18 protein-coding genes are annotated in these 21,463 nt (G+C 51.6%); 8 read left to right on the forward strand and 10 right to left on the reverse strand.

Features of this window, described 5'->3' with window-relative positions; all coding sequences use genetic code 11:
• Positions 1 to 162 precede the first annotated feature (162 nt).
• From aceF to pdhR, 3 genes are all read right to left on the reverse strand, one after another.
• Positions 163 to 2,055, reverse strand: a complete 1,893-nt coding sequence (gene aceF, locus AACU94_RS17370) for a pyruvate dehydrogenase complex dihydrolipoyllysine-residue acetyltransferase (RefSeq protein WP_135489889.1) — start codon at positions 2,053 to 2,055, stop codon at positions 163 to 165.
• Positions 2,056 to 2,069: 14 nt separating this feature from the next.
• Complete coding sequence (gene aceE / locus AACU94_RS17375; RefSeq protein WP_135489890.1) at positions 2,070 to 4,733, reverse strand: pyruvate dehydrogenase (acetyl-transferring), homodimeric type; 2,664 nt, start codon at positions 4,731 to 4,733, stop codon at positions 2,070 to 2,072.
• A gap of 160 nt (positions 4,734 to 4,893) precedes the next feature.
• The gene (gene pdhR / locus AACU94_RS17380; protein WP_000331776.1) at positions 4,894 to 5,658 is read right to left on the reverse strand and encodes a pyruvate dehydrogenase complex transcriptional repressor PdhR; all 765 of its coding nucleotides are present in this window, start codon (positions 5,656 to 5,658) and stop codon (positions 4,894 to 4,896) included.
• A gap of 540 nt (positions 5,659 to 6,198) precedes the next feature.
• Here pdhR and aroP point away from each other — a divergent pair.
• Positions 6,199 to 7,572: an aromatic amino acid transporter AroP gene (aroP, locus tag AACU94_RS17385; protein ID WP_165383443.1), complete on the forward strand. Its 1,374-nt coding sequence runs from the start codon at positions 6,199 to 6,201 to the stop codon at positions 7,570 to 7,572.
• Positions 7,573 to 7,614: 42 nt separating this feature from the next.
• Here aroP and ampE read toward each other — a convergent pair whose 3' ends face one another.
• Both ampE and ampD read right to left on the reverse strand, forming a co-directional pair.
• Entirely contained in the window at positions 7,615 to 8,469 is an 855-nt protein-coding gene (gene ampE / locus AACU94_RS17390; protein WP_135489891.1) for a beta-lactamase regulator AmpE, read from the reverse strand.
• The gene (gene ampD, locus AACU94_RS17395) at positions 8,466 to 9,017 is read right to left on the reverse strand and encodes a 1,6-anhydro-N-acetylmuramyl-L-alanine amidase AmpD (protein ID WP_130221625.1); all 552 of its coding nucleotides are present in this window, start codon (positions 9,015 to 9,017) and stop codon (positions 8,466 to 8,468) included. Before ampD ends, ampE begins: the two co-directional genes overlap by 4 nt.
• Before the next feature lie 87 nt (positions 9,018 to 9,104).
• Here ampD and nadC point away from each other — a divergent pair, with 87 nt between their 5' ends.
• The 4 genes from nadC to hofC all read left to right on the forward strand — a co-directional run bounded on the left by nadC (position 9,105) and on the right by hofC (position 13,228).
• Complete coding sequence (nadC, locus tag AACU94_RS17400; protein WP_130204942.1) at positions 9,105 to 9,998, forward strand: carboxylating nicotinate-nucleotide diphosphorylase; 894 nt, start codon at positions 9,105 to 9,107, stop codon at positions 9,996 to 9,998.
• Positions 9,999 to 10,200: 202 nt separating this feature from the next.
• Positions 10,201 to 10,641, forward strand: coding sequence for a prepilin peptidase-dependent pilin (gene ppdD / locus AACU94_RS17405; RefSeq protein ID WP_130204940.1), 441 nt, complete (start codon positions 10,201 to 10,203; stop codon positions 10,639 to 10,641).
• Positions 10,642 to 10,650: 9 nt separating this feature from the next.
• The gene (gspE, locus tag AACU94_RS17410) at positions 10,651 to 12,036 is read left to right on the forward strand and encodes a type II secretion system protein GspE (protein ID WP_135489892.1); all 1,386 of its coding nucleotides are present in this window, start codon (positions 10,651 to 10,653) and stop codon (positions 12,034 to 12,036) included.
• On the forward strand, positions 12,026 to 13,228 hold the full coding sequence (gene hofC, locus AACU94_RS17415; RefSeq protein WP_135489893.1) for a protein transport protein HofC: 1,203 nt from the start codon (positions 12,026 to 12,028) through the stop codon (positions 13,226 to 13,228). Before gspE ends, hofC begins: the two co-directional genes overlap by 11 nt.
• Before the next feature lie 34 nt (positions 13,229 to 13,262).
• Here hofC and guaC read toward each other — a convergent pair whose 3' ends face one another.
• Entirely contained in the window at positions 13,263 to 14,306 is a 1,044-nt protein-coding gene (guaC, locus tag AACU94_RS17420; protein ID WP_130204936.1) for a GMP reductase, read from the reverse strand.
• 224 nt (positions 14,307 to 14,530) lie between these two features.
• Here guaC and coaE point away from each other — a divergent pair, with 224 nt between their 5' ends.
• The 3 genes from coaE to yacG are packed head-to-tail and all read left to right on the forward strand — an operon-like array spanning position 14,531 to position 16,101.
• Entirely contained in the window at positions 14,531 to 15,151 is a 621-nt protein-coding gene (gene coaE, locus AACU94_RS17425; RefSeq protein WP_130217396.1) for a dephospho-CoA kinase, read from the forward strand.
• Positions 15,151 to 15,894, forward strand: coding sequence for a cell division protein ZapD (gene zapD / locus AACU94_RS17430; RefSeq protein ID WP_130217398.1), 744 nt, complete (start codon positions 15,151 to 15,153; stop codon positions 15,892 to 15,894). Before coaE ends, zapD begins: the two co-directional genes overlap by 1 nt.
• A 9-nt stretch (positions 15,895 to 15,903) precedes the next feature.
• Entirely contained in the window at positions 15,904 to 16,101 is a 198-nt protein-coding gene (gene yacG, locus AACU94_RS17435; protein WP_000005046.1) for a DNA gyrase inhibitor YacG, read from the forward strand.
• Between the two features lie 437 nt (positions 16,102 to 16,538).
• On the opposite strand, the gene mutT is transcribed toward yacG, so the two are convergent.
• From mutT to lpxC, 4 genes are all read right to left on the reverse strand, one after another.
• Positions 16,539 to 16,937 (reverse strand): 8-oxo-dGTP diphosphatase MutT, encoded by a 399-nt coding sequence (gene mutT, locus AACU94_RS17440; protein ID WP_135489895.1) that lies wholly within the window; start codon positions 16,935 to 16,937, stop codon positions 16,539 to 16,541.
• Positions 16,938 to 16,996: 59 nt separating this feature from the next.
• The gene (gene secA, locus AACU94_RS17445) at positions 16,997 to 19,702 is read right to left on the reverse strand and encodes a preprotein translocase subunit SecA (protein WP_130204928.1); all 2,706 of its coding nucleotides are present in this window, start codon (positions 19,700 to 19,702) and stop codon (positions 16,997 to 16,999) included.
• Between the two features lie 61 nt (positions 19,703 to 19,763).
• Positions 19,764 to 20,276, reverse strand: coding sequence for a secA translation cis-regulator SecM (gene secM / locus AACU94_RS17450; RefSeq protein ID WP_135489896.1), 513 nt, complete (start codon positions 20,274 to 20,276; stop codon positions 19,764 to 19,766).
• Positions 20,277 to 20,506: 230 nt separating this feature from the next.
• Positions 20,507 to 21,424 carry a UDP-3-O-acyl-N-acetylglucosamine deacetylase gene (lpxC, locus tag AACU94_RS17455; RefSeq protein ID WP_000595482.1) on the reverse strand — a complete coding sequence of 306 codons (918 nt, stop codon included), beginning with the start codon at positions 21,422 to 21,424 and terminating at the stop codon, positions 20,507 to 20,509.
• Between the last annotated feature and the right edge of the window lie 39 nt (positions 21,425 to 21,463).

Genomic DNA, 21,463 nt, shown 5'->3' on the forward strand with positions numbered 1-21,463 from the left:
ATGACGCCCATTATCCACCGGGTCGTTCTATCCGTCGGTATTTTACAAAATTGTTAACAATTTTTAAACAACAAACGGCAACCGATTTGTCTATTCGCTAATAATCTCAATACATTCATGAGATTACCAGAAAAAAGCCGGCCGTTGGGCCGGCTCTTTTATTTACATCACCAGACGGCGAATATCAGACAGCGTGTTGTTAATGATGGTAATGAAACGGGCACCATCAGCACCGTCGATCACACGGTGGTCGAAGGAAAGAGAAATCGGCAGCATCAGACGCGGCACGAACTCTTTACCATTCCACACCGGCTCCATCGCGGACTTGGAAACACCGAGGATAGCCACTTCCGGCGCGTTCACAATCGGCGCGAAGTGGGTAGTACCCAGGCCGCCGATGCTGGAGATGGTGAAGCAACCGCCCTGCATTTCGCCCGCAGTCAGCTTACCGTCACGCGCTTTCTTAGAAATAGTCATCAGCTCGCGAGACAGCTCGATGATGCCTTTCTTGTTGACGTCTTTGAATACCGGAACAACCAGACCGTTCGGGGTATCCACCGCCACACCGATGTTGATGTATTTCTTCAGGGTCAGACGCTGACCGTCTTCCGACAGCGAACTGTTGAAGCGAGGCATCTGCTCAAGCGCCGCAGCAACGGCTTTCATGATGAAGACAACTGGGGTTATCTTCACATCCAGCTTACGTTTCGCCGCTTCTTCGTTCTGCTGTTTACGGAACGCTTCCAGCTCGGTGATATCAGTTTTGTCGAAGTGGGTAACGTGCGGGATCATCACCCAGTTACGGCTTAGGTTAGCACCAGAGATTTTCTGAATGCGGCCCAGTTCCACTTCTTCGATTTCACCAAACTTGCTGAAGTCCACCTTCGGCCACGGCAACATGCCCGGGATACCGCCGCCAGTCGCCGCCGGAGCCGCTTCTGCACGTTTGATAGCTTCTTTCACGTAAGCCTGAACGTCTTCGCGCAGGATACGACCTTTACGGCCAGTGCCCTTCACTTTCGCCAGGTTAACACCAAACTCGCGTGCCAGACGGCGGATCAGCGGAGTCGCGTGAACGTAAGCGTCGTTTTCAGCAAATTCAGATTTGCCTTCCGCTTTCGCAGCCGGTGCTGCTGCCGGGGCTTCAGCTTTTGCTGCCGGAGCCGGCGCTGCCGCTTCCTGTTTCGCAGGAGCTGCCGCAGGCGCTGCGCCTTCAACTTCGAAGATCATAATCAGCGAACCAGTTTTCACTTTATCGCCAACGTTGACTTTCAGTTCCTTCACGACGCCTGCAAACGGAGCCGGAACTTCCATAGAAGCTTTATCGCCTTCTACGGTGATCAGTGACTGTTCAGCGGCAACTTTGTCGCCCACTTTCACCATCACTTCGGTCACTTCAACTTCGTCACCGCCGATATCCGGAACGTTAACTTCTTTCACGCCAGCTGCAGGTGCAGGGGCCGCTGCCGGAGCCGCTTCCTGTTTAGCCGCCGGAGCTGCCGCGCCTGCTTCACCCGCGACTTCGAAGACCATAATCAGCGAGCCGGTAGACACTTTGTCACCCACGTTCACTTTGATCTCTTTCACGGTGCCTGCAAACGGAGCCGGAACTTCCATAGAAGCCTTGTCGCCTTCTACGGTGATCAGCGACTGTTCAGCTTCAACTTTGTCGCCCACTTTCACCAGGATTTCGGTCACTTCAACTTCGTCGCTGCCGATATCCGGAACGTTTACGTCTTTTGCCGCTGCAGCCGCGGGTGTTGCTGCCGGAGCTGCTTCTTTCTTCTCTTCTGCCTGAGCAGGTGCAGCGTCTGCTGCACCGTCGGCGGAATCGAAAATCATAATCAGTGCGCCGGTCTGGGTTTTATCGCCAACAGAGACTTTGATCTCTTTAACGATACCCGCCTGCGGAGACGGAACTTCCATAGAGGCTTTGTCGCCTTCTACGGTGATCAGCGACTGTTCGGCTTCAACTTTGTCGCCCACTTTGACCAGGATCTCGGTGATTTCAACTTCATCAGCCCCGATGTCCGGTACTTTGATTTCGATAGCCATTATTCTTTTACCTCTTACGCCAGACGCGGGTTAACTTTTTCTGCATCGATGTTGAATTTGGCAATTGCGTCAGCAACCACTTTCTTATCGATTTCGCCACGTTTAGCCAGTTCGCCCAGCGCCGCTACAACCACGTAGGAAGCATCAACTTCGAAGTGGTGACGCAGGTTCTCACGGCTGTCGGAACGACCGAAGCCATCAGTACCCAGTACGCGGTAGTCGTCAGCCGGTACGTAAGTACGGACCTGCTCAGCGAACAGTTTCATATAGTCGGTAGATGCCACTGCCGGAGCGTCGTTCATCACCTGTGCGATGTACGGAACGCGCGGAGTCTCCAGCGGGTGCAGCATGTTCCAGCGTTCACAATCCTGACCATCACGCGCCAGTTCGGTGAAGGAGGTCACGCTATAAACGTCAGAACCTACGCCGTAATCTTTCGCCAGGATCTCCGCCGCTTCACGGACGTGACGCAGGATAGAACCGGAGCCCAGCAACTGAACTTTACCTTTGCTACCTTCAATGGTTTCGAGTTTGTAGATACCTTTACGGATACCTTCCTCAGCACCTTCCGGCATTGCCGGCATATGGTAGTTTTCGTTCAGCGTAGTGATGTAGTAGTAAACGTTCTCTTGTTTTTCACCGTACATACGCTCCAGACCGTCATGCATGATGACAGCAACTTCGTAAGCGTAAGCCGGATCGTAAGAGATACAGTTCGGGATAGTCAGCGACTGAATGTGGCTGTGACCATCTTCGTGCTGCAGACCTTCGCCGTTCAGGGTGGTACGACCGGAAGTACCGCCGATCAGGAAGCCACGCGCTTGCTGGTCGCCAGCCGCCCAGCACAGATCGCCGATACGCTGGAAACCGAACATCGAGTAATAGATGTAGAACGGGATCATCGGCAGATTGTTGGTGCTGTAAGAGGTCGCCGCTGCCAGCCAGGAACAACCTGCGCCCAGCTCGTTGATCCCTTCCTGCAGAATCTGACCTTTCTCGTCTTCTTTATAGTAAGCAACCTGCTCGCGGTCCTGCGGGGTGTACTGCTGACCGTTCGGGCTGTAAATACCAATCTGACGGAACAGACCTTCCATACCGAAAGTACGCGCTTCGTCGGCGATGATCGGTACCAGACGATCTTTGATCGACTTGTTCTTCAGCATCACGTTCAGAGCACGAACGAAAGCGATAGTGGTAGAGATCTCTTTGCTCTGCTCTTCCAGCAGCGCGCCGAAATCTTGCAGGCTCGGCAGCTCCAGCTTCTCGGTGAAGTTCGGCTGGCGGCTTGGCAGATAACCGTGCAGTTTCTGACGCTGAGCGTGCAGATAGGTATGCTCTTCAGAACCTTCCGGGAAGGTGATGTACGGCAGTTTTTCGATATCTGCATCAGACACCGGCACATTGAAACGGTCGCGGATGTGACGCACGCCGTCCATGTTCATTTTCTTAACCTGGTGCGCGATGTTTTTACCTTCAGCCGCGTCGCCCATGCCGTAACCTTTAATGGTATGAGCAAGGATTACTGTCGCTTTGCCTTTGGTTTCCTGCGCTTTCTTGAATGCAGCGTAGATTTTCTTCGGATCGTGACCACCACGGTTCAGTGCCCAGATCTGCTCGTCAGTCCAGTCTGCAACCAGTGCTGCGGTTTCAGGATATTTACCGAAGAAGTGTTCACGAACGTATGCACCATCTTTCGATTTGAAGGTCTGGTAGTCGCCGTCAACGGTTTCGTTCATCAGCTGGATCAGTTTACCGCTGGTATCTTTACGCAGCAGTTCATCCCAACGGCTACCCCACATTACTTTGATCACGTTCCAGCCAGCACCTTCGAAGATACCTTCCAGTTCGTTGATGATCTTGCCGTTACCGGTGACCGGGCCGTCAAGACGCTGCAGGTTACAGTTGATAACGAAGACCAGGTTATCCAGTTTTTCACGGGTAGCTATGGTGATCGCACCTTTGGATTCCGGTTCGTCCATTTCACCGTCGCCGAGGAACGCGTAAACGGTCTGTTTAGAGGTATCTTTCAGGCCACGGTGTTCCAGATATTTCAGGAATTTAGCCTGGTAAATAGCACCAATCGGACCCAGACCCATAGATACGGTCGGGAACTGCCAGAATTCCGGCATCAGTTTCGGGTGCGGATAGGAAGAGAGGCCATTGCCGTGAACTTCCTGACGGAAGTTATCCAGCTGCTCCTGAGTCAGACGACCTTCCAGGAAAGCACGTGCGTAAACGCCCGGGGAGATGTGGCCCTGGAAGTAAACCAGGTCGCCGCCATCCTGCTCGTTGCGTGCACGGAAGAAGTGGTTAAAGCACACATCATAAATGGTTGCGGAAGACTGGAAGGACGCCATGTGGCCGCCCAGTTCGAGGTCTTTTTTCGACGCACGCAGAACCGTCATGATGGCGTTCCAGCGGATAGCTGAACGAATACGGCGTTCCAGTTCCAGATTACCCGGATACTCCGGTTGTTCTTCAACGGGGATGGTGTTGATGTAGTTGCTGATACTGGTGCCTGCGGCTACGTTGACACCGCCTTTGCGGGCTTCAGCAAGCAGTTGGTCGATCAGATACTGAGCACGCTCAACACCTTCTTCACGGATGACCGATTCGATCGCCTGGAGCCAGTCGCGAGTTTCGATCGGATCCACGTCATTTGGGAAACGTTCTGACATGGGTTATTCCTTATCTATCTAATAACGTTGAGTTTTCTGGAACCTGTCCCATTGAACTCTCGCCGGAAAGCTCAATAAGACAGGTTCTACGTTTAGTTGCCGCGCTTTTATATGCGCTTGATTTACAACATCTTCTGGATAATTTTTACCAGAAAAATCACTAATTCTTTCGTTGCTCCAGACGGCGCAGAGAACGCTCACGGCGACTCTCTTCACGGCTTCTGTCGAGCAAAATTTCTTCGATAAAGGCCAGATGGCGATGCGATGCTTCGCGCGCTTCTTCCGGCTTACCGGCCATAATCGCTTCGAATATGCGGGTGCGGTGACTACTCACCAGCGGCAGCATCTCGCGACGCGAATAGAGCAATTCGAAGTTCTGACGGACATTCTGGGCCAACATCGGCTCCATACACCTTAGCAGATGAAGCAAAACCACATTGTGGGCCGCTTCGGTGACGGCAATCTGATACTGGAGTACGGCGTTTGATTCCGCGTCCAGATCGCCAGACTGCTGCGCCAGTTCTATGGCGTGGTGGAGTTCACGGATGCGTTCCTTGTCTTCATCGGTACTACGCAGCGCGGCGTAATAAGCGGCGATACCTTCCAGGGCGTGTCGTGTTTCGAGCAAGTCATACTGTGATTCAGGATGGTCGGAGAGCAGCTCCACCAGCGGATCGCTGAAGCTTTGCCAGAGGCTGCTCTGAACAAACGTGCCGCCACCCTGGCGACGAAGCAACAAGCCCTTCGCTTCGAGACGTTGAATCGCCTCACGCAATGAGGGACGGGATACATCGAACTGTTTTGCCAGTTCGCGTTCCGGTGGGAGTTTTTCGCCCGGGCGGAGAGTGCCTTCGAGGATCAAAAACTCCAGTTGCTGCTCAATCACATCGGAGAGTTTTGGTTGGCGGATTTTGCTGTAGGCCATGAGTTCCTGTCTTAAGCCACTTGCCGAAGTCAATTGGTCTTACCAATTTCATGTCTGTGACGCTAAAGTAACAAAGTATTCACCTTATGTCCATACAGGTTTTGATTGAAATCATGAAACTGTGCACATTTTAACAACTTGACATATATAACGTTTCAAAGTTGTAACTATGCACAAATGTAGACTTTACGTAAGAAAGGGATTTTTTAACGATTATTAAACTATAAAAATCCGAGTTGAACCGATTCACTTACCAATTTATCGGTTTTTAATTCAAAAATAATGAATTTATATTCATTTTATATATTGAGTGGATTTGAGGCTGATCTTTACAAACGATTCCTTTTTAAGCAACTCATCTTCAACCATGCATAAAGCGGGTGCATTCGCCGCCGCATACCATTATTCTTGATCTGACGGAAGTCTTTTTGTAACAATTCAAACGTCTTTGATGTAAACAAATTAATACAACAAACGGAATTGCAAACTTACACACGCATCATTGCGTAGATCAAAAAAACAATCACCGCACGAGGTTTCATGATGGAAGGTCAACAGCACGGCGAGCAGCTAAAGCGCGGCCTTAAAAACCGCCATATTCAGCTTATCGCGCTGGGTGGCGCGATAGGGACAGGGCTATTCCTGGGTAGCGCCTCCGTAATTCAGTCCGCAGGGCCAGGGATTATCCTGGGTTATGCCATTGCTGGTTTTATCGCCTTTCTGATCATGCGTCAGCTGGGTGAAATGGTGGTCGAAGAACCTGTCGCAGGCTCCTTTAGCCACTTTGCTTATAAATACTGGGGCAGCTTTGCCGGATTCGCTTCTGGCTGGAACTATTGGGTACTGTACGTTTTAGTTGCCATGGCAGAACTTACGGCTGTCGGCAAATACATTCAGTTCTGGTATCCGGAAATCCCCACCTGGGCTTCTGCCGCCGTATTCTTTGTGGTGATTAACGCCATCAACCTGACTAACGTTAAAGTGTTTGGTGAGATGGAGTTCTGGTTTGCCATTATCAAAGTTATCGCGGTGGTAGCGATGATCATCTTCGGCGGCTGGCTGCTGTTCAGCGGCAACGGCGGCCCGCAGGCAAGTGTTAGTAACCTGTGGGATCAGGGTGGCTTCTTGCCGCACGGCTTCACCGGGCTGGTGATGATGATGGCGATTATCATGTTCTCGTTCGGTGGTCTGGAACTGGTGGGGATCACCGCAGCAGAAGCTGATAACCCGGAGCAAAGCATCCCGAAAGCAACTAATCAGGTTATCTACCGCATCCTGATTTTCTACATTGGTTCGTTAGCCGTTCTGCTCTCACTGATGCCGTGGACACGCGTTACCGCTGACACCAGCCCGTTTGTGCTGATCTTCCACGAGTTAGGCGATACCTTTGTGGCAAATGCGCTGAACATCGTGGTACTGACGGCTGCGCTCTCCGTGTACAACAGCTGTGTATATTGCAACAGCCGTATGCTGTTCGGTCTGGCACAACAGGGTAACGCACCGAAAATGCTCGCTTCCGTCGATAAACGCGGCGTACCAGTAAATACCATTCTGGTATCTGCGCTGGTTACGGCATTGTGCGTACTGATTAACTACCTTGCCCCAGAGTCCGCTTTCGGACTGTTAATGGCGCTGGTGGTTTCTGCACTGGTTATTAACTGGGCGATGATTAGCCTGGCACATATGAAGTTCCGTCGCGCTAAGCAGGAACAAGGTGTGGCAACTCGTTTCCCTGCCCTGCTCTATCCGCTGGGTAACTGGATCTGTCTGCTGTTTATGGCGGCGGTACTGGTGATAATGCTGATGACGCCGGGGATGGCGATTTCGGTTTACCTGATCCCGGTATGGCTGGTTGTGTTAGGTATCGGTTATCTGTTCAAAGAGAAAACCGCAAAAGCCGTAAAAGCACATTAATCTCTCTACGCCCTCACCCGTTCTGGGTGAGGGCAGCAATATTTACACCAATGTCCCGTAAATCGTCAGTAGCGCAATCACCACCACAACCACGAACGAGGTTTTCTTCGCCATTGAAACCGCTGCTTTCGGTGTCTCAACCTTATCGACATGCGGTTCACGCGCTAGTGAGAACTGTGCCAGACGCGTTAATACCTGGTATTGCGATGTATGGAAATCGGTCAGTGAAGCAAACCAGGCTGGTAACGCTTTCTCACCATGACCAATCAAGGCATAAACTACGCCCGCAAGGCGAACTGGCACCCAATCCACTACGTGAAGCACGGCATCAACCCCCGACTGTAAACGATGATGCGGCGTCTGGTAGCGCGCCAGCCAGTATTGCCATGCACGCAAGAATGCATAGCCCATCAGGGTAACGGGTCCCCAGATACCGCCTACAATTAGCCAGAACAGTGGCGCAAGGTAAAAACGAAAGTTAATCCACAGCAGGGCATTTTGCAGTTCACGCAAAAACTCACGCTCATCGCAGCCTGCGGGGACGCCATGAATCATGGTTAAATCGCCAGCCATCGTGGAACGGGCATGGCTGTCGTTACGAGAAGCTGCGGTCAGATAAGCATGATAATGGAGACGAACTTTTCCTGCGCCAATACACAACAAACCAATCAACAGCCACACCACCAGCGTCGGGACGTTGAACAATAGCCCATGCAACGCGCGCAACAGTAAAAAGGTCGCCCCCATCGCGATAATGGTCATTCCTAATGTGCGCCCCAGCGAGAAATGTTTCACCCGACGGAAAAACGCCTCGAGGCGGTGATCAAGCTGCCAGTGCTCGCCCAACTTAAACAGGCGCTCGAAAATTAACACCAGTAAGGTTGTAAACAGCGTCATGTTGTCTCCTTGCTGACCAGGGCGCGAAACCGTGCCCAATCAAAGGCAGGGCCGGGATCGGTTTTACGCTCCGGCGCAATATCACAATGGCCCGTCATATTACTGGCAATGGCTGGATAGCGATGAATCAATGCCCGCGTAACCGCCGCAAGCTGTTGATACTGCGCATCGGTATACGCCAGCGTATCAGTGCCTTCCAGCTCAATCCCAATGGAGAAATCATTACAGCGTTCGCGCCCCTGATACATGGAAACACCCGCATGCCAGGCGCGTTTATCGAAAGGAACATACTGGACAATTTCACCATCACGGCGAATCAAACAGTGAGCGGAGACGCGCAAATGGGCAATCTCTGCAAAGAAGGGATGTGCCTGCGGATCAATAGTTCCGGTGAATAATGCATCAATCCACGGACCGCCAAACTCGCCTGGCGGCAGGCTAATATTGTGCACCACCAGCAAGGTGGGAGTTTCGTCATCCGGGCGACAATCGTAATGTGGTGAGGGAACGCGGCGCGCGCCGACCAGCCACCCCTGTTCTAACAACATGCAGGATCTCCTTATATGTGGTGCTAATACCCGGTTCAGAGTAGCATGTTTCTACCTTATGATTCGTTAGCTATCTGGAGTTTTAACATGCCGCCTCGCCGCTATAACCCTGACACCCGACGTGACGAGCTGCTGGAACGCATTAATCTCGATATCCCCGGCGCGGTGGCCCAGGCGCTGCGAGAAGATTTAGGCGGAACAGTCGATGCCAACAACGACATTACGGCAAAACTTTTACCGGAAAATTCACGCTCTCATGCCACGGTGATCACCCGCGAAGAGGGCGTATTTTGTGGTAAACGCTGGGTTGAAGAAGTGTTTATTCAACTGGCAGGCGACGATGTCACCATTACCTGGCATGTGGATGACGGTGATGTCATTAACGCCAATCAACTCCTTTTCGAACTCGAAGGCCCATCTCGCGTGCTGTTAACCGGCGAACGTACTGCGCTTAATTTTGTACAAACTCTTTCTGGCGTAGCCAGTAAGGTTCGCCACTATGTTGAGTTGCTGGAAGGCACCGATACGCAGTTGCTGGATACGCGAAAAACCTTACCCGGCCTGCGTTCTGCCCTGAAATACGCGGTACTTTGCGGCGGCGGGGCTAACCATCGTCTGGGGCTTTCTGACGCCTTCCTGATCAAAGAAAACCATATTATTGCCTCCGGCTCAGTGCGCCAGGCGGTCGAAAAAGCGTCCTGGCTGCACCCGGATGCGCCAGTAGAAGTTGAAGTCGAGAATCTGGAAGAACTTGATGAAGCACTGAAAGCAGGTGCCGATATCATCATGCTGGATAACTTCGACACAGAACAGATGCGCAAAGCCGTTAAACGCACCAACGGCAAGGCGCTGCTGGAAGTGTCTGGCAACGTCACCGACAAAACGCTGCGCGAGTTTGCTGAAACGGGCGTGGACTTTATCTCCGTCGGTGCGCTAACTAAACACGTACAGGCACTCGACCTTTCAATGCGTTTTCGCTAATTGCTGACAGATTTATCCGCTCCATCGCGGGCGGATAATCTCCCCTTCCCCAACTTTCTTCGTAGCGCCTCGCAAATATCTTGTCTTTCGCTGCAACGTAATAAAAAACCTCGGAAGCCGCCTTCCCGTTTCGTTTTTTGCCCCTCGCCTGTGCTGATGGCGTTTGCCAAAGTAGCGCCAACCAAATCAAGGAGCGAAACAGATGGACAAGCAACGCGGTTTTACACTTATCGAACTGATGGTGGTTATTGGCATCATTGCCATTTTAAGCGCCATTGGTATTCCCGCTTATCAAAACTACCTGCGCAAAGCCGCACTTACCGACATGCTACAAACCTTTGTGCCTTACCGTACCGCCGTAGAATTGTGCGCGCTGGAACATGGCGGACTGGACACCTGCGACGGCGGCAGCAATGGCATCCCCTCGCCTACCACCACCCGCTATGTTTCAGCCATGAGTGTGGCAAAGGGCGTGGTGTCACTGACCGGGCAAGAGAGTCTCAATGGGCTAAGCATCGTTATGACACCCGGTTGGGATAACGCTAACGGTGTCACCGGCTGGACGCGCAACTGCAATATTCAAAGTGACAGCGCATTGCAGCAAGCCTGCGAAGATGTCTTCCGCTTTGATGACGCCAACTAAGGAGCGGCGATGAATATTTCACAGCTCACCGCCCTGTGTTTGCGTTACCAGGGGGTCTTACTGGATGCCAGCGAAGAAGTGGTTCATGTTGCGGTGGTCGATGCCCCCTCACATGAGTTGCTGGACGCATTGCATTTCGCTACCACCAAACGTATTGAGATCACCTGCTGGACGCGCCAACAGATGGAAGGTCATGCCAGTCGCAAACAACAGACATTGCCCGTCGCCGTTCAGGAGAAACATCAGCCTAAAGCAGAATTGCTGGCTCATACGTTGCAATCTGCACTGGAACAACGCGCATCAGATATTCATATCGAACCAGCGGACAATAGCTATCACATCCGCTTGCGTATCGACGGCGTTCTGCATCCTTTACCTGATGTTTCACTGGATGCCGGAGTCGCTTTAACCGCCAGGTTAAAAGTGCTGGGAAGCCTGGATATTGCGGAACATCGCCTGCCGCAGGACGGGCAATTCGCTGTCGAACTGGCAGGGAACGCCGTCTCATTTCGTATTGCTACCTTGCCATGTCGCAGCGGTGAAAAAGTGGTATTACGGTTGTTACAGCAGGTGGACCAGGCGCTGGACGTTAACACGCTGGGAATGCAACCATCACAACTGACGGACTTTACCCACGCCTTGCAGCAACCACAGGGACTGGTGCTGGTAACTGGCCCTACCGGCAGCGGCAAAACAGTCACGCTGTATAGCGCACTGCAAACGCTGAATACCGCCGATATTAATATTTGCAGCGTGGAAGATCCGGTTGAGATCCCCATCGCTGGGCTAAACCAGACACAAATCCATCCGCGTGCCGGACTCACCTTTCAGGGCGTTTTGCGTGCGTTATTGCGCCAGGATCCTGACGTCATCATGATCGGAGAGATCCGCGATGGCGAAACGGCAGAAATTGCCATTAAAGCCGCGCAAACGGGTCATCTGGTATTGTCCACGCTACACACCAACTCCACCTGCGAAACGCTGGTGCGTTTACAGCAAATGGGCGTTGCTCGCTGGATGCTCTCGTCGGCCCTCACTCTGGTAATAGCCCAGCGCCTGGTACGTAAACTTTGTCCGCATTGCCGCCAGCGGCAAGGGGAACCGATCCGCCTTCCGGACAATGTATGGTCATCTCCGCTGTCCCGCTGGCAGGCACCGGGTTGTGAACATTGCTACCACGGTTTTTATGGTCGTACCGCCTTGTTTGAAGTCCTGCCCATTACACCAGCCATACGCCAGCTTATTTCCTCTAATACTGAAGTTGAATCGCTGGAAACGCACGCCAGGCGGACGGGTATGCGCACACTTTTTGAAAACGGCTGCCTGGCCGTGGAACAGGGCTTAACCACCTTTGAAGAGTTAATCCGCGTGTTGGGGATGCCGCATGGCGAATAAGCAACTCTGGCGATGGCATGGCATAACCGGCGACGGCAATGCGCAAGATGGGATGCAATGGTCTGAGAGCCGTGCTTTGCTACTTTTGGCTCTACAGCAGCAAAGGGTTACCCCACTGCACCTGAAGCGAATCAATATCAGTTCTGCACAGTGGCGCGGAGATAAAAGCGCGGAAGTCATTCATCAACTGGCGACGCTACTTAAAGCCGGGTTAACGCTTTCTGAAGGGCTGGCACTGCTGGCGGAACAGCATCCAAGTAAGCAATGGCAGGCATTGTTGCAATCGCTGGCGCACGATCTCGAACAGGGCGTGGCCTTTTCCAGTGCCTTATCGCCCTGGTCAGAGGTTTTTCCGCCGCTTTACCAGTCGATGATCCGTACGGGGGAAGTGACCGGTAAGCTGGATGAATGCTGCTTTGAACTGGCGCGTCAGCAAAAAGCCCAGCGCCAGTTGGCCGACAAAGTGAAATCAGCGTTACGTTATCCCATCATCATTTTAGCGATGGCAATCATGGTGGTTGTGGCAATGCTGCATTTTGTTCTGCCGGAGTTTGCCGCTATCTATAAGACCTTCAACACCCCACTACCGGCGCTAACGCAGGGGATCATGACGCTGGCAGACTTTAGTGGCAAATGGGGCTGGCTGCTGATAGTGCTCGGCTTTCTGCTGGCGATAGCCAACAAACTGCTGATGCGTCACCCTACCTGGCTTATTGCGCGGCAGAAATGGTTATTACGCATCCCGATAATGGGAGCCCTGATGCGGGGACAAAAACTCACGCAGATCTTTACGATTCTGGCGCTGACACAAAGTGCAGGGATTACTTTTTTGCAGGGAGTGGAGAGCGTCAGGGAGACGATGCGCTGCCCGTACTGGGCGCAACTTCTGACACAAATTCAGCATGATATCAGTAACGGTCACCCCATCTGGCTGGCGCTAAAAAATGCGGGGGAGTTTAGCCCACTCTGTTTGCAGTTAGTGAGGACAGGAGAGACATCCGGGTCGCTGGATATCATGCTGGAGAATCTTGCCCATCATCATCGGGATAACACGCTGGCGCTGGCAGATAACCTTGCCGCCTTACTGGAACCGGCGTTGCTGGTCATTACTGGAGGAATTATCGGTACGTTGGTGGTGGCAATGTATCTGCCAATTTTCCATCTGGGCGATGCGATGAGTGGGGTGGGATAATGCTGGCGTGTTGCTCCACGCCAGCATTGGGAGATTACAGATTATTGAAGATGCGGTTTTCTTGTTCCAGTACGCGGATAAACGTGGTGCGTTTGGTCAGCTCTTTCAGGCGTGAAGCCCCAACGTAAGTGCAGGCTGAACGCAGACCGCCTAAAATATCACGCGCGGTATTTTCAACCGGACCGCGCAGAGGAAGCTTAACGGTTTTACCTTCTGCAGCGCGATATTCCGCAACGCCGCCAACGTGACGTTTCATCGCAGACTCGGAGCTCATACCGTAGAACAGCATAAATTTCTCGCCGTTCTCTTCAACAATACGGCCGCCGCTCTCTTCGTGACCCGCCAGCATTCCGCCAAGCATTACGAAATCGGCACCGCCACCAAAAGCTTTCGCGACATCGCCCGGTGTGGTACAGCCGCCATCGCTGACGATCATCCCGCCCAGACCGTGCGCGGCATCGGCGCATTCGATCACCGCAGAAAGCTGCGGATAACCGACGCCCGTTTTCACGCGAGTTGTACAAACAGAGCCAGGACCAATGCCAACTTTAACGATATCGGCACCGGAGAGGATAAGCTCCTCACACATTTCGCCAGTTACCACATTGCCTGCACAAATAGTTTTGGTCGGCCACGCTTCACGCGCCTTCGCAACAAACTGCACGAAGTGTTCGGAATAACCATTCGCCACGTCAATACAAACAAAGTTTAATGCCGGGTTCAGGTCGAGAATTTGTTTAGTTTTTTCGAAATCGGCATCCGACGTACCGGTAGAAACCATCACATGTTTCAGCACATCAGCAGAAGAATTGTTGATAAACGCTTGCCACTCTTCAACAGAGTAATGTTTATGTACAGCGGTCAAAATATCGAAAGAAGCCAGTGCCGTAGCCATACTAAAAGTGCCTACGGTGTCCATATTTGCGGCGATAATCGGCACGCCGGACCAGCTTTGACCTGAATGTTTGAAGGTGAATTGACGTTCCAGTTCAACATCGGAACGGCTTTTAAGAGTAGAGCGTTTAGGGCGGATGAGGACGTCTTTAAAACCTAACTTCAGATCTTCTTCGATACGCATGTGCAGATTCCTGGGGTTAATGGCTATAAGGGTAAGAGCGCAACTCCAGTGACGCTATCATACGCACTAATCGATATGGCGCAAGACTGCGAAATTGTCTTTTTTTACGCTACAATCCCATAAATTTACCTGGTAAATAGTGGGCGAACGTTTCATCAATTTCGCTTTCGCGCGCTCTTTATTAACATTTTGATAATCATGATGAATTCCCAGGAATATAGATTATGAGGTATACAGTTGCCTTAACAGGCGGCATTGGCAGTGGCAAGAGTACCGTTGCAAATGCATTTGCTGACCTCGGAATTAATGTCATTGATGCCGATATTATCGCGCGTCAGGTGGTTGAACCAGGTACACCTGCACTGCGTGCCATTGCTGAACACTTTGGCGCGGATATGATTGCTGCTGATGGAACATTGCAACGTCGCGCCTTGCGCGAGCGGATCTTTGCCTATCCGGAAGAGAAAAACTGGCTTAATGCCCTGCTGCATCCTCTGATTCAGCAGGAGACGCAACGCCAGATCCAGCAAGCAACTTCACCTTATGTGTTATGGGTTGTGCCATTGCTGGTAGAAAACTCACTGTATAAAAAAGCGAATCGAGTGCTGGTGGTGGATGTCAGCCCAGAAACGCAGCTTAAGCGCACCATGCAGCGCGATGATGTTACTCGCGAGCATGTCGAACAAATTCTTGCTGCCCAGGCTACGCGCGAAGCCCGTCTTGCGGTGGCAGATGACGTCATTGATAATAACGGCACACCGGATGCTATTGCATCAGATGTTGCCCACCTGCACGCACACTATTTGCAGCTCGCGTCGCAGTTTGTCTCACAGGAAAAAACTTAATGCAGACCCAGGTCCTTTTTGAACATCCACTAAATGAAAAAATGCGTACATGGCTGCGCATTGAGTTTTTAATTCAACAACTCACCGTAAATTTGCCTATTGCTGACTACGCTGGTGCTCTGCATTTCTTCCGTAATGTTAGTGAATTGCTGGATGTGTTCGAGCGTGGAGAAGTTCGTACCGAACTACTGAAAGAGCTGGAACGTCAACAGCGTAAACTCCAGACCTGGATTGGTGTGCCTGGCGTGGACCAGACCCGTATTGAAGCATTAATTCAGCAGTTGAAGGCCGCAGGTAGCGTGCTGATTTCCGCGCCGCGTATCGGGCAATTTCTGCGTGAAGACAGGATGATTGCCCTGGTGCGCCAGCGTCTGAGCATTCCCGGTGGTTGTTGCAGCTTTGATTTACCTACGTTGCATATCTGGTTGCATTTACCCCAGTCGCAGCGCGACAGTCAGGTAGAAACCTGGATTGCCAGCCTGAGCCCGCTGACACAGGCACTTACAATGGTGTTGGATTTGATTCGTCAGTCGGCACCGTTCCGCAAACTGACCAGTCTGAACGGTTTTTATCAGGATAACGGCGAAGACGCCGATTTGTTACGGCTGAATCTGGCACTCGATTCACAGCTTTATCCGCAAATATCCGGTCATAAGAGCCGTTTTGCCATTCGCTTTATGCCGCTGGACAGTGAAAATGGACAAGTACCGGAACGTCTGGATTTCGAACTGGCTTGTTGCTAAGGAGTAAAAATGTCAGAAACTATTACGGTGAATTGTCCCACCTGCGGGAAAACGGTGGTGTGGGGTGAAGTCAGCCCATTTCGGCCATTTTGTTCCAAACGCTGCCAGTTGATCGACCTCGGAGAATGGGCTGCTGAAGAAAAACGAATCCCCAGCAGTGGCGATCTTTCTGAGAGCGATGACTGGAGCGAAGAGCCAAAGCAGTGACATTTGTCTGATGCCGCACGTAAGCCTGATAAGACACAGTCAGTGCCGCATCAGGCATCTTGTGCAAATGTCGGATGCGGCGCAAACATCTTATCCGACCTACAAAACCTAATTTATCAACGAGTTAATAAACCACGTAGGCCTGATAAGACGCGCCAGCGTCGCATCAGGCATCTTGTGCAAATGTCGGATGCGGCGTAAACGCCTTATCCGACCTACAAACCTGATTTATCAACGAGTTAACAAACCACGTAGGCCTGATAAGACGCGCCAGCGTCGCATCAGGCATCGTGTGTAAATGTCGGATGCGGCGCAAACGCCTTATCCGACCTACAAAATCTAATTTATCAACGAGTTAATAAACCTCGCAGGCCTGATAAGACGCGCCAGCATCGCATCAGGCATCTTGTGCAAATGTCGGATGCGGCATAAACGCCTTATCCGACCTCCAGACACTTAAGCTTCGAAATTACCGGTTCATTGGCTGGCGGAAAATCTTCTGCATTGAGGCTGGCCAGCGCCATCCACTCACCGGGCTGTCCCTCTTTCCCCCACGGTTCCCCTTCCCAGCTTTCGACCAACCAGAACCACAGTGTGATATGCCTGTCAGAGAACTGATATTCCAGCTTTTCAAACAGCGAAAAACATTGCGGGGTAACCCCGACTTCTTCCTGAAGCTCCCGTACCATCGCTTGTTCTGCCGTTTCTCCCGTTTCTATTTTACCGCCCGGAAACTCCAGCTTATTTGCCATGTGCGCATCTGCGGCGCGACGGGTTATAAAGATTTCGTTGTTTTCGTTGCGAATAATACCTACCGCGATTTGCAGTTTTTTCATTGTCTTAAGCCTATAAAAAAGGCGCAGAATCCTGCGCCTTTTATTTCAACACTTAGCTTTTATTGCAGGCGACCATGGCACTGCTTGTATTTTTTACCAGAACCGCATGGGCAAGGATCGTTACGTCCAACTTTACGATCGCCGGTTTGCGCTGCCAGCGCAGCCGCAGCTGCAGAGTCGTCATCCTGATGGCTAAGCTGCTGCATTTGCGCTAAACGCTCAGCTTCCATACGACGCTGCTGCTCCAGCTCTTCAACTTCTTCCGGCATGCGTACTTGTACTTTGCTTAACGTGCTGATGACTTCATATTTCAACGATTCCAGCATCGCCGCAAACATAGAGAACGATTCACGTTTGTATTCCTGCTTCGGATCTTTCTGTGCATAGCCACGCAGGTGGATACCCTGACGCAGATAGTCCATCGCTGCCAGGTGCTCTTTCCACAGGGAGTCCAGCGTTTGCAGCATCACCCCTTTCTCGAAGTGACGCATCATCTCAGCGCCAACCACTTCTTCTTTACGGTGATACACTTCGATGGACTGCTCCAGGATACGCTCACGCAGCGTCTCTTCATGCAATTCTGGCTCTTTGTCCAGCCACTCGGCAATCGGCAAATCAAGGTCGAAGTCGTTTTTCAGACGTTCTTGCAAACCTGGAATGTCCCACATTTCTTCCAGTGACTGTGGCGGAATGTAGGCATCGATGGTTGCTTTGAACACATCTTCACGAATGCTGTTGATGGTTTCGCTCACATCGCTGACATCCAGCAGTTCGTTACGCTGGGAGTAAATGGCACGACGCTGATCGTTAGCTACGTCATCGTATTCCAGCAGCTGTTTACGAATGTCGAAGTTACGGCTTTCAACTTTACGCTGAGCATTGGCAATTGCTTTAGTTACCCACGGATGCTCAATGGCTTCGCCGGGTTTCATACCCAGTTTACGCATCATGCCTGATACGCGGTCAGAGGCAAAAATACGCATCAGCGCATCTTCCATCGACAGGTAGAAACGGGAAGAACCGGCATCACCCTGACGACCAGAACGGCCACGCAGCTGGTTATCGATACGACGAGATTCGTGACGCTCAGTACCGATGATATGCAAGCCACCTGCTTCCAGTACCGCGTCGTGACGCACCTGCCAGTCGGCTTTAATTTTTTCAATTTGCTCTGCGGTCGGGTTTTCCAGCGCGGCAACTTCTGCCTGCCAGCTACCACCAAGCACGATGTCAGTACCACGACCCGCCATGTTGGTCGCGATGGTCACCGCAGCCGGATAGCCCGCCTGAGCAACGATTGCCGCTTCGTTGGCGTGGAATTTAGCGTTCAGAACGTTATGTTTGATACCGGCTTTGGTCAGCTCGTTTGATACCAGTTCCGATTTCTCGATTGAAATAGTACCCACCAGCACTGGCTGGCCTTTCGCAGTACGTTCTTTGATATCTTCAATGATCGCCTGAATTTTTTCCGCTTCGGTCATGTAGACCAGATCCGGCAGATCTTTACGAATCATCGGGCGGTTGGTCGGAACGACTACAGTATCCAGCTTGTAGATGGAACTGAATTCGAAGGCTTCGGTATCAGCCGTACCGGTCATCCCCGCCAGTTTTTCATACAGACGGAAGTAGTTCTGGAAGGTGATCGAAGCCAGTGTCTGGTTTTCGTTCTGGATCTGTACACCTTCTTTCGCTTCCACAGCCTGGTGCAGACCATCAGACCAGCGACGGCCCTGCATGGTACGACCGGTATGTTCGTCAACGATGATAACTTCACCATCTTTAACGATGTAATCGACATCGCGAGTAAACAGCGCGTGAGCACGCAGCGCCGCCGTTACGTGGTGCATCAGCATAATATTGGCCGGAGAGTACAGCGACTCACCTTCATCCATAATGCCTTCTTTCACCAGCAGCTCTTCAATAAGCACCAGACCACGTTCGGTCAGGTTCACCTGGCGAGATTTTTCATCCACCGAGAAGTGGCCTTCACCCTGGAAGGTTTCGGAGTCTTCTTTTTCCTGACGGATCAGGTACGGAATGATTTTGTTTACGCGCTTATACATTTCCGAACTGTCTTCCGCCGGGCCGGAAATGATCAGCGGTGTACGCGCTTCATCGATCAGGATGGAGTCCACTTCGTCCACCAGCGCATAGTGCAGTTTACGCTGTACACGTTCTTCAGGGCTGAACGCCATGTTGTCGCGCAGGTAGTCAAAGCCGTATTCGTTGTTAGTACCGTAAGTAATGTCAGCCGCGTAAGCTTCACGCTTCGCCGGTGCTGGCATGCCCGGCAGGTTGATACCGACGGTCAGGCCAAGGAATTCAAACAGCGGACGGTTGTTTTCGGCATCACGTTGCGCCAGATAATCGTTGACGGTAACAACGTGCACGCCTTTACCGGTTAATGCGTTCAGGTAAGCAGGCAGCGTTGCGGTCAGGGTTTTACCTTCACCTGTACGCATTTCCGCGATGCAACGTTCATTAAGAACCATACCGCCGAGCAGCTGTACGTCGAAGTGGCGCATGCCAAAAACACGCTTACTGGCTTCACGCACGACAGCGAAGGCTTCCGGAATCAAGTTTTCCAGCACTTCGCCTTTTTCCAGACGCGCGCGGAACTCTGCCGTTTTTCCTTTCAGTTCTTCGTCGGAGAGTTTTTCAATCTCCGGTTCCATGGCATTGATAATGTTGACGACTTTGCGCATCCGGCGCAGGGTACGATCGTTACGACTACCGAAAACTTTAGTTAATAATTTGATTAGCATAATAAAATCTCAAACACCCCGCATTGCGGAGTAAATAAAATGAAGTAAAGGTTTTTCGTTGTTAGCTGAGGCGTTGAGGGCCAGCACGGATGCCCTGCGCCTGGCTTATCCAGACGGGCGTGCTGAAGTTTGCTTGAGGGGTAAAATGCGCATAATCAATGCGATAACCATTTTCAGACCGCGTGCCTTCCTGGGTCAGCAGCGCGCTGAGCGTATCCAGTAAAGCAAGATGTTGCGCCTGAAGCGGTAAAGATTCCTCGGCAACGGGCAGCGTTTGCGGCGCCATTGCAAGGGAGAGATGGCGAATTACCGTGCGAATAGCATGTTGATGCCAGTAATCAACGGAATAGTTAGAGTTCGGGCGGCGCGTGTTTGCTTCCAGCAAGGCCAACTGACTAAAGTTAACTTTGGCGGAAGGCTCGTGATTGCGCGTTGTCGCTTTTGCGGGCGCGTTTGGCTCGGCGGTGTTGCTGAGCGCAGGCAAACCTAAACTCGCCGCGACCATCCCTAATAAGAGATGCGGCCAGAAGTAGCGTCTACCTAACTGTCGCCAGCGCGTCAGTATTCCACTCACGTTATTGCCATCCCGATCGTATTCAACGTTTTTAGCGCACAAATCTTATCATTAAAGCCAGAAGTCCACAGCAGTATTCAAGATAAGTAACACGTAAAAGTGCTTAAGAAAACAGCGTTCGCACCGATTTCTTACGACGCTGTAAAAACTCAAAAAAAAACGACTGGGTCACCTGGCCGGAGAGAGTGCCAGATTTGCCAGTCGAATTTTATACGACAGTATAGATGTCGTTATGCCAGTACGGCTGAAGGCGCTTTGAAGGCCAACGGCAGTTCTGCGTCGTCCTGGAAGGTCACATATTCCCAGGCTTCCTGTTTCGCCAGGACAGCCTGCAACAGTTTGTTATTCAGTGCATGACCGGATTTATAAGCGGTAAATGCGCCGATAATGTTGTGACCACACATGAACAAATCACCGATCGCGTCGAGCATTTTGTGACGCACAAACTCGTCTTCAAAACGCAGGCCGTCTTCGTTCAGTACGCGATAATCGTCAACAACGATGGCACAATCGAAGCTGCCGCCCAGGCACAGGCCACGGGACTGCAGATATTCGATATCACGCATGAAACCAAACGTACGCGCACGGCTGATCTGGCGCATAAACGCATCAGCAGAGAAGTTCATCGCATAGCGTTGATTGCTGGAATCGATTGCCGGATGGTTGAAATCGATGGTGAAGTCCAGCGAAAAACCATTGTACGGCTTAAATTCAGCCCACTTATCGCCATCTTCGACGCGAACAGTCTCTTTGATGCGAACAAATTTCTTGGCGCAGTTCAGCTCGTCGATACCAGCATCAAGCAGCAGGTAAACAAACGGAGCGGCACTGCCGTCCATGATTGGGATTTCCGGCGCGTTAACTTCGATAACAATGTTATCGATGCCTAAGCCCGCGAGCGCTGCGTTCAGGTGCTCAACAGTTGAAATCCGTACATCATGCTCGTTGACCAGACACGTACAGAGCATGGTATCACGCACAGATTTGGCATCGGCCGGGAAATCTACCGGTGGATTCAAGTCGGTGCGACGATAGATGACCCCGGTGTTGGCCGGCGCAGGGCGTAAGGTCAGGGTGACTTTCTTGCCGGTATGTAAACCGACACCCGTCGCCTGAACGATACGTTTAAGTGTCCTTTGTTTGATCATCGTATTATCTCGCCAAATTATCTATCCAACCGAAGTGTA

The organism is Escherichia sp. E4702 (assembly GCF_963883545.1).
Classification (GTDB): domain Bacteria; phylum Pseudomonadota; class Gammaproteobacteria; order Enterobacterales; family Enterobacteriaceae; genus Escherichia.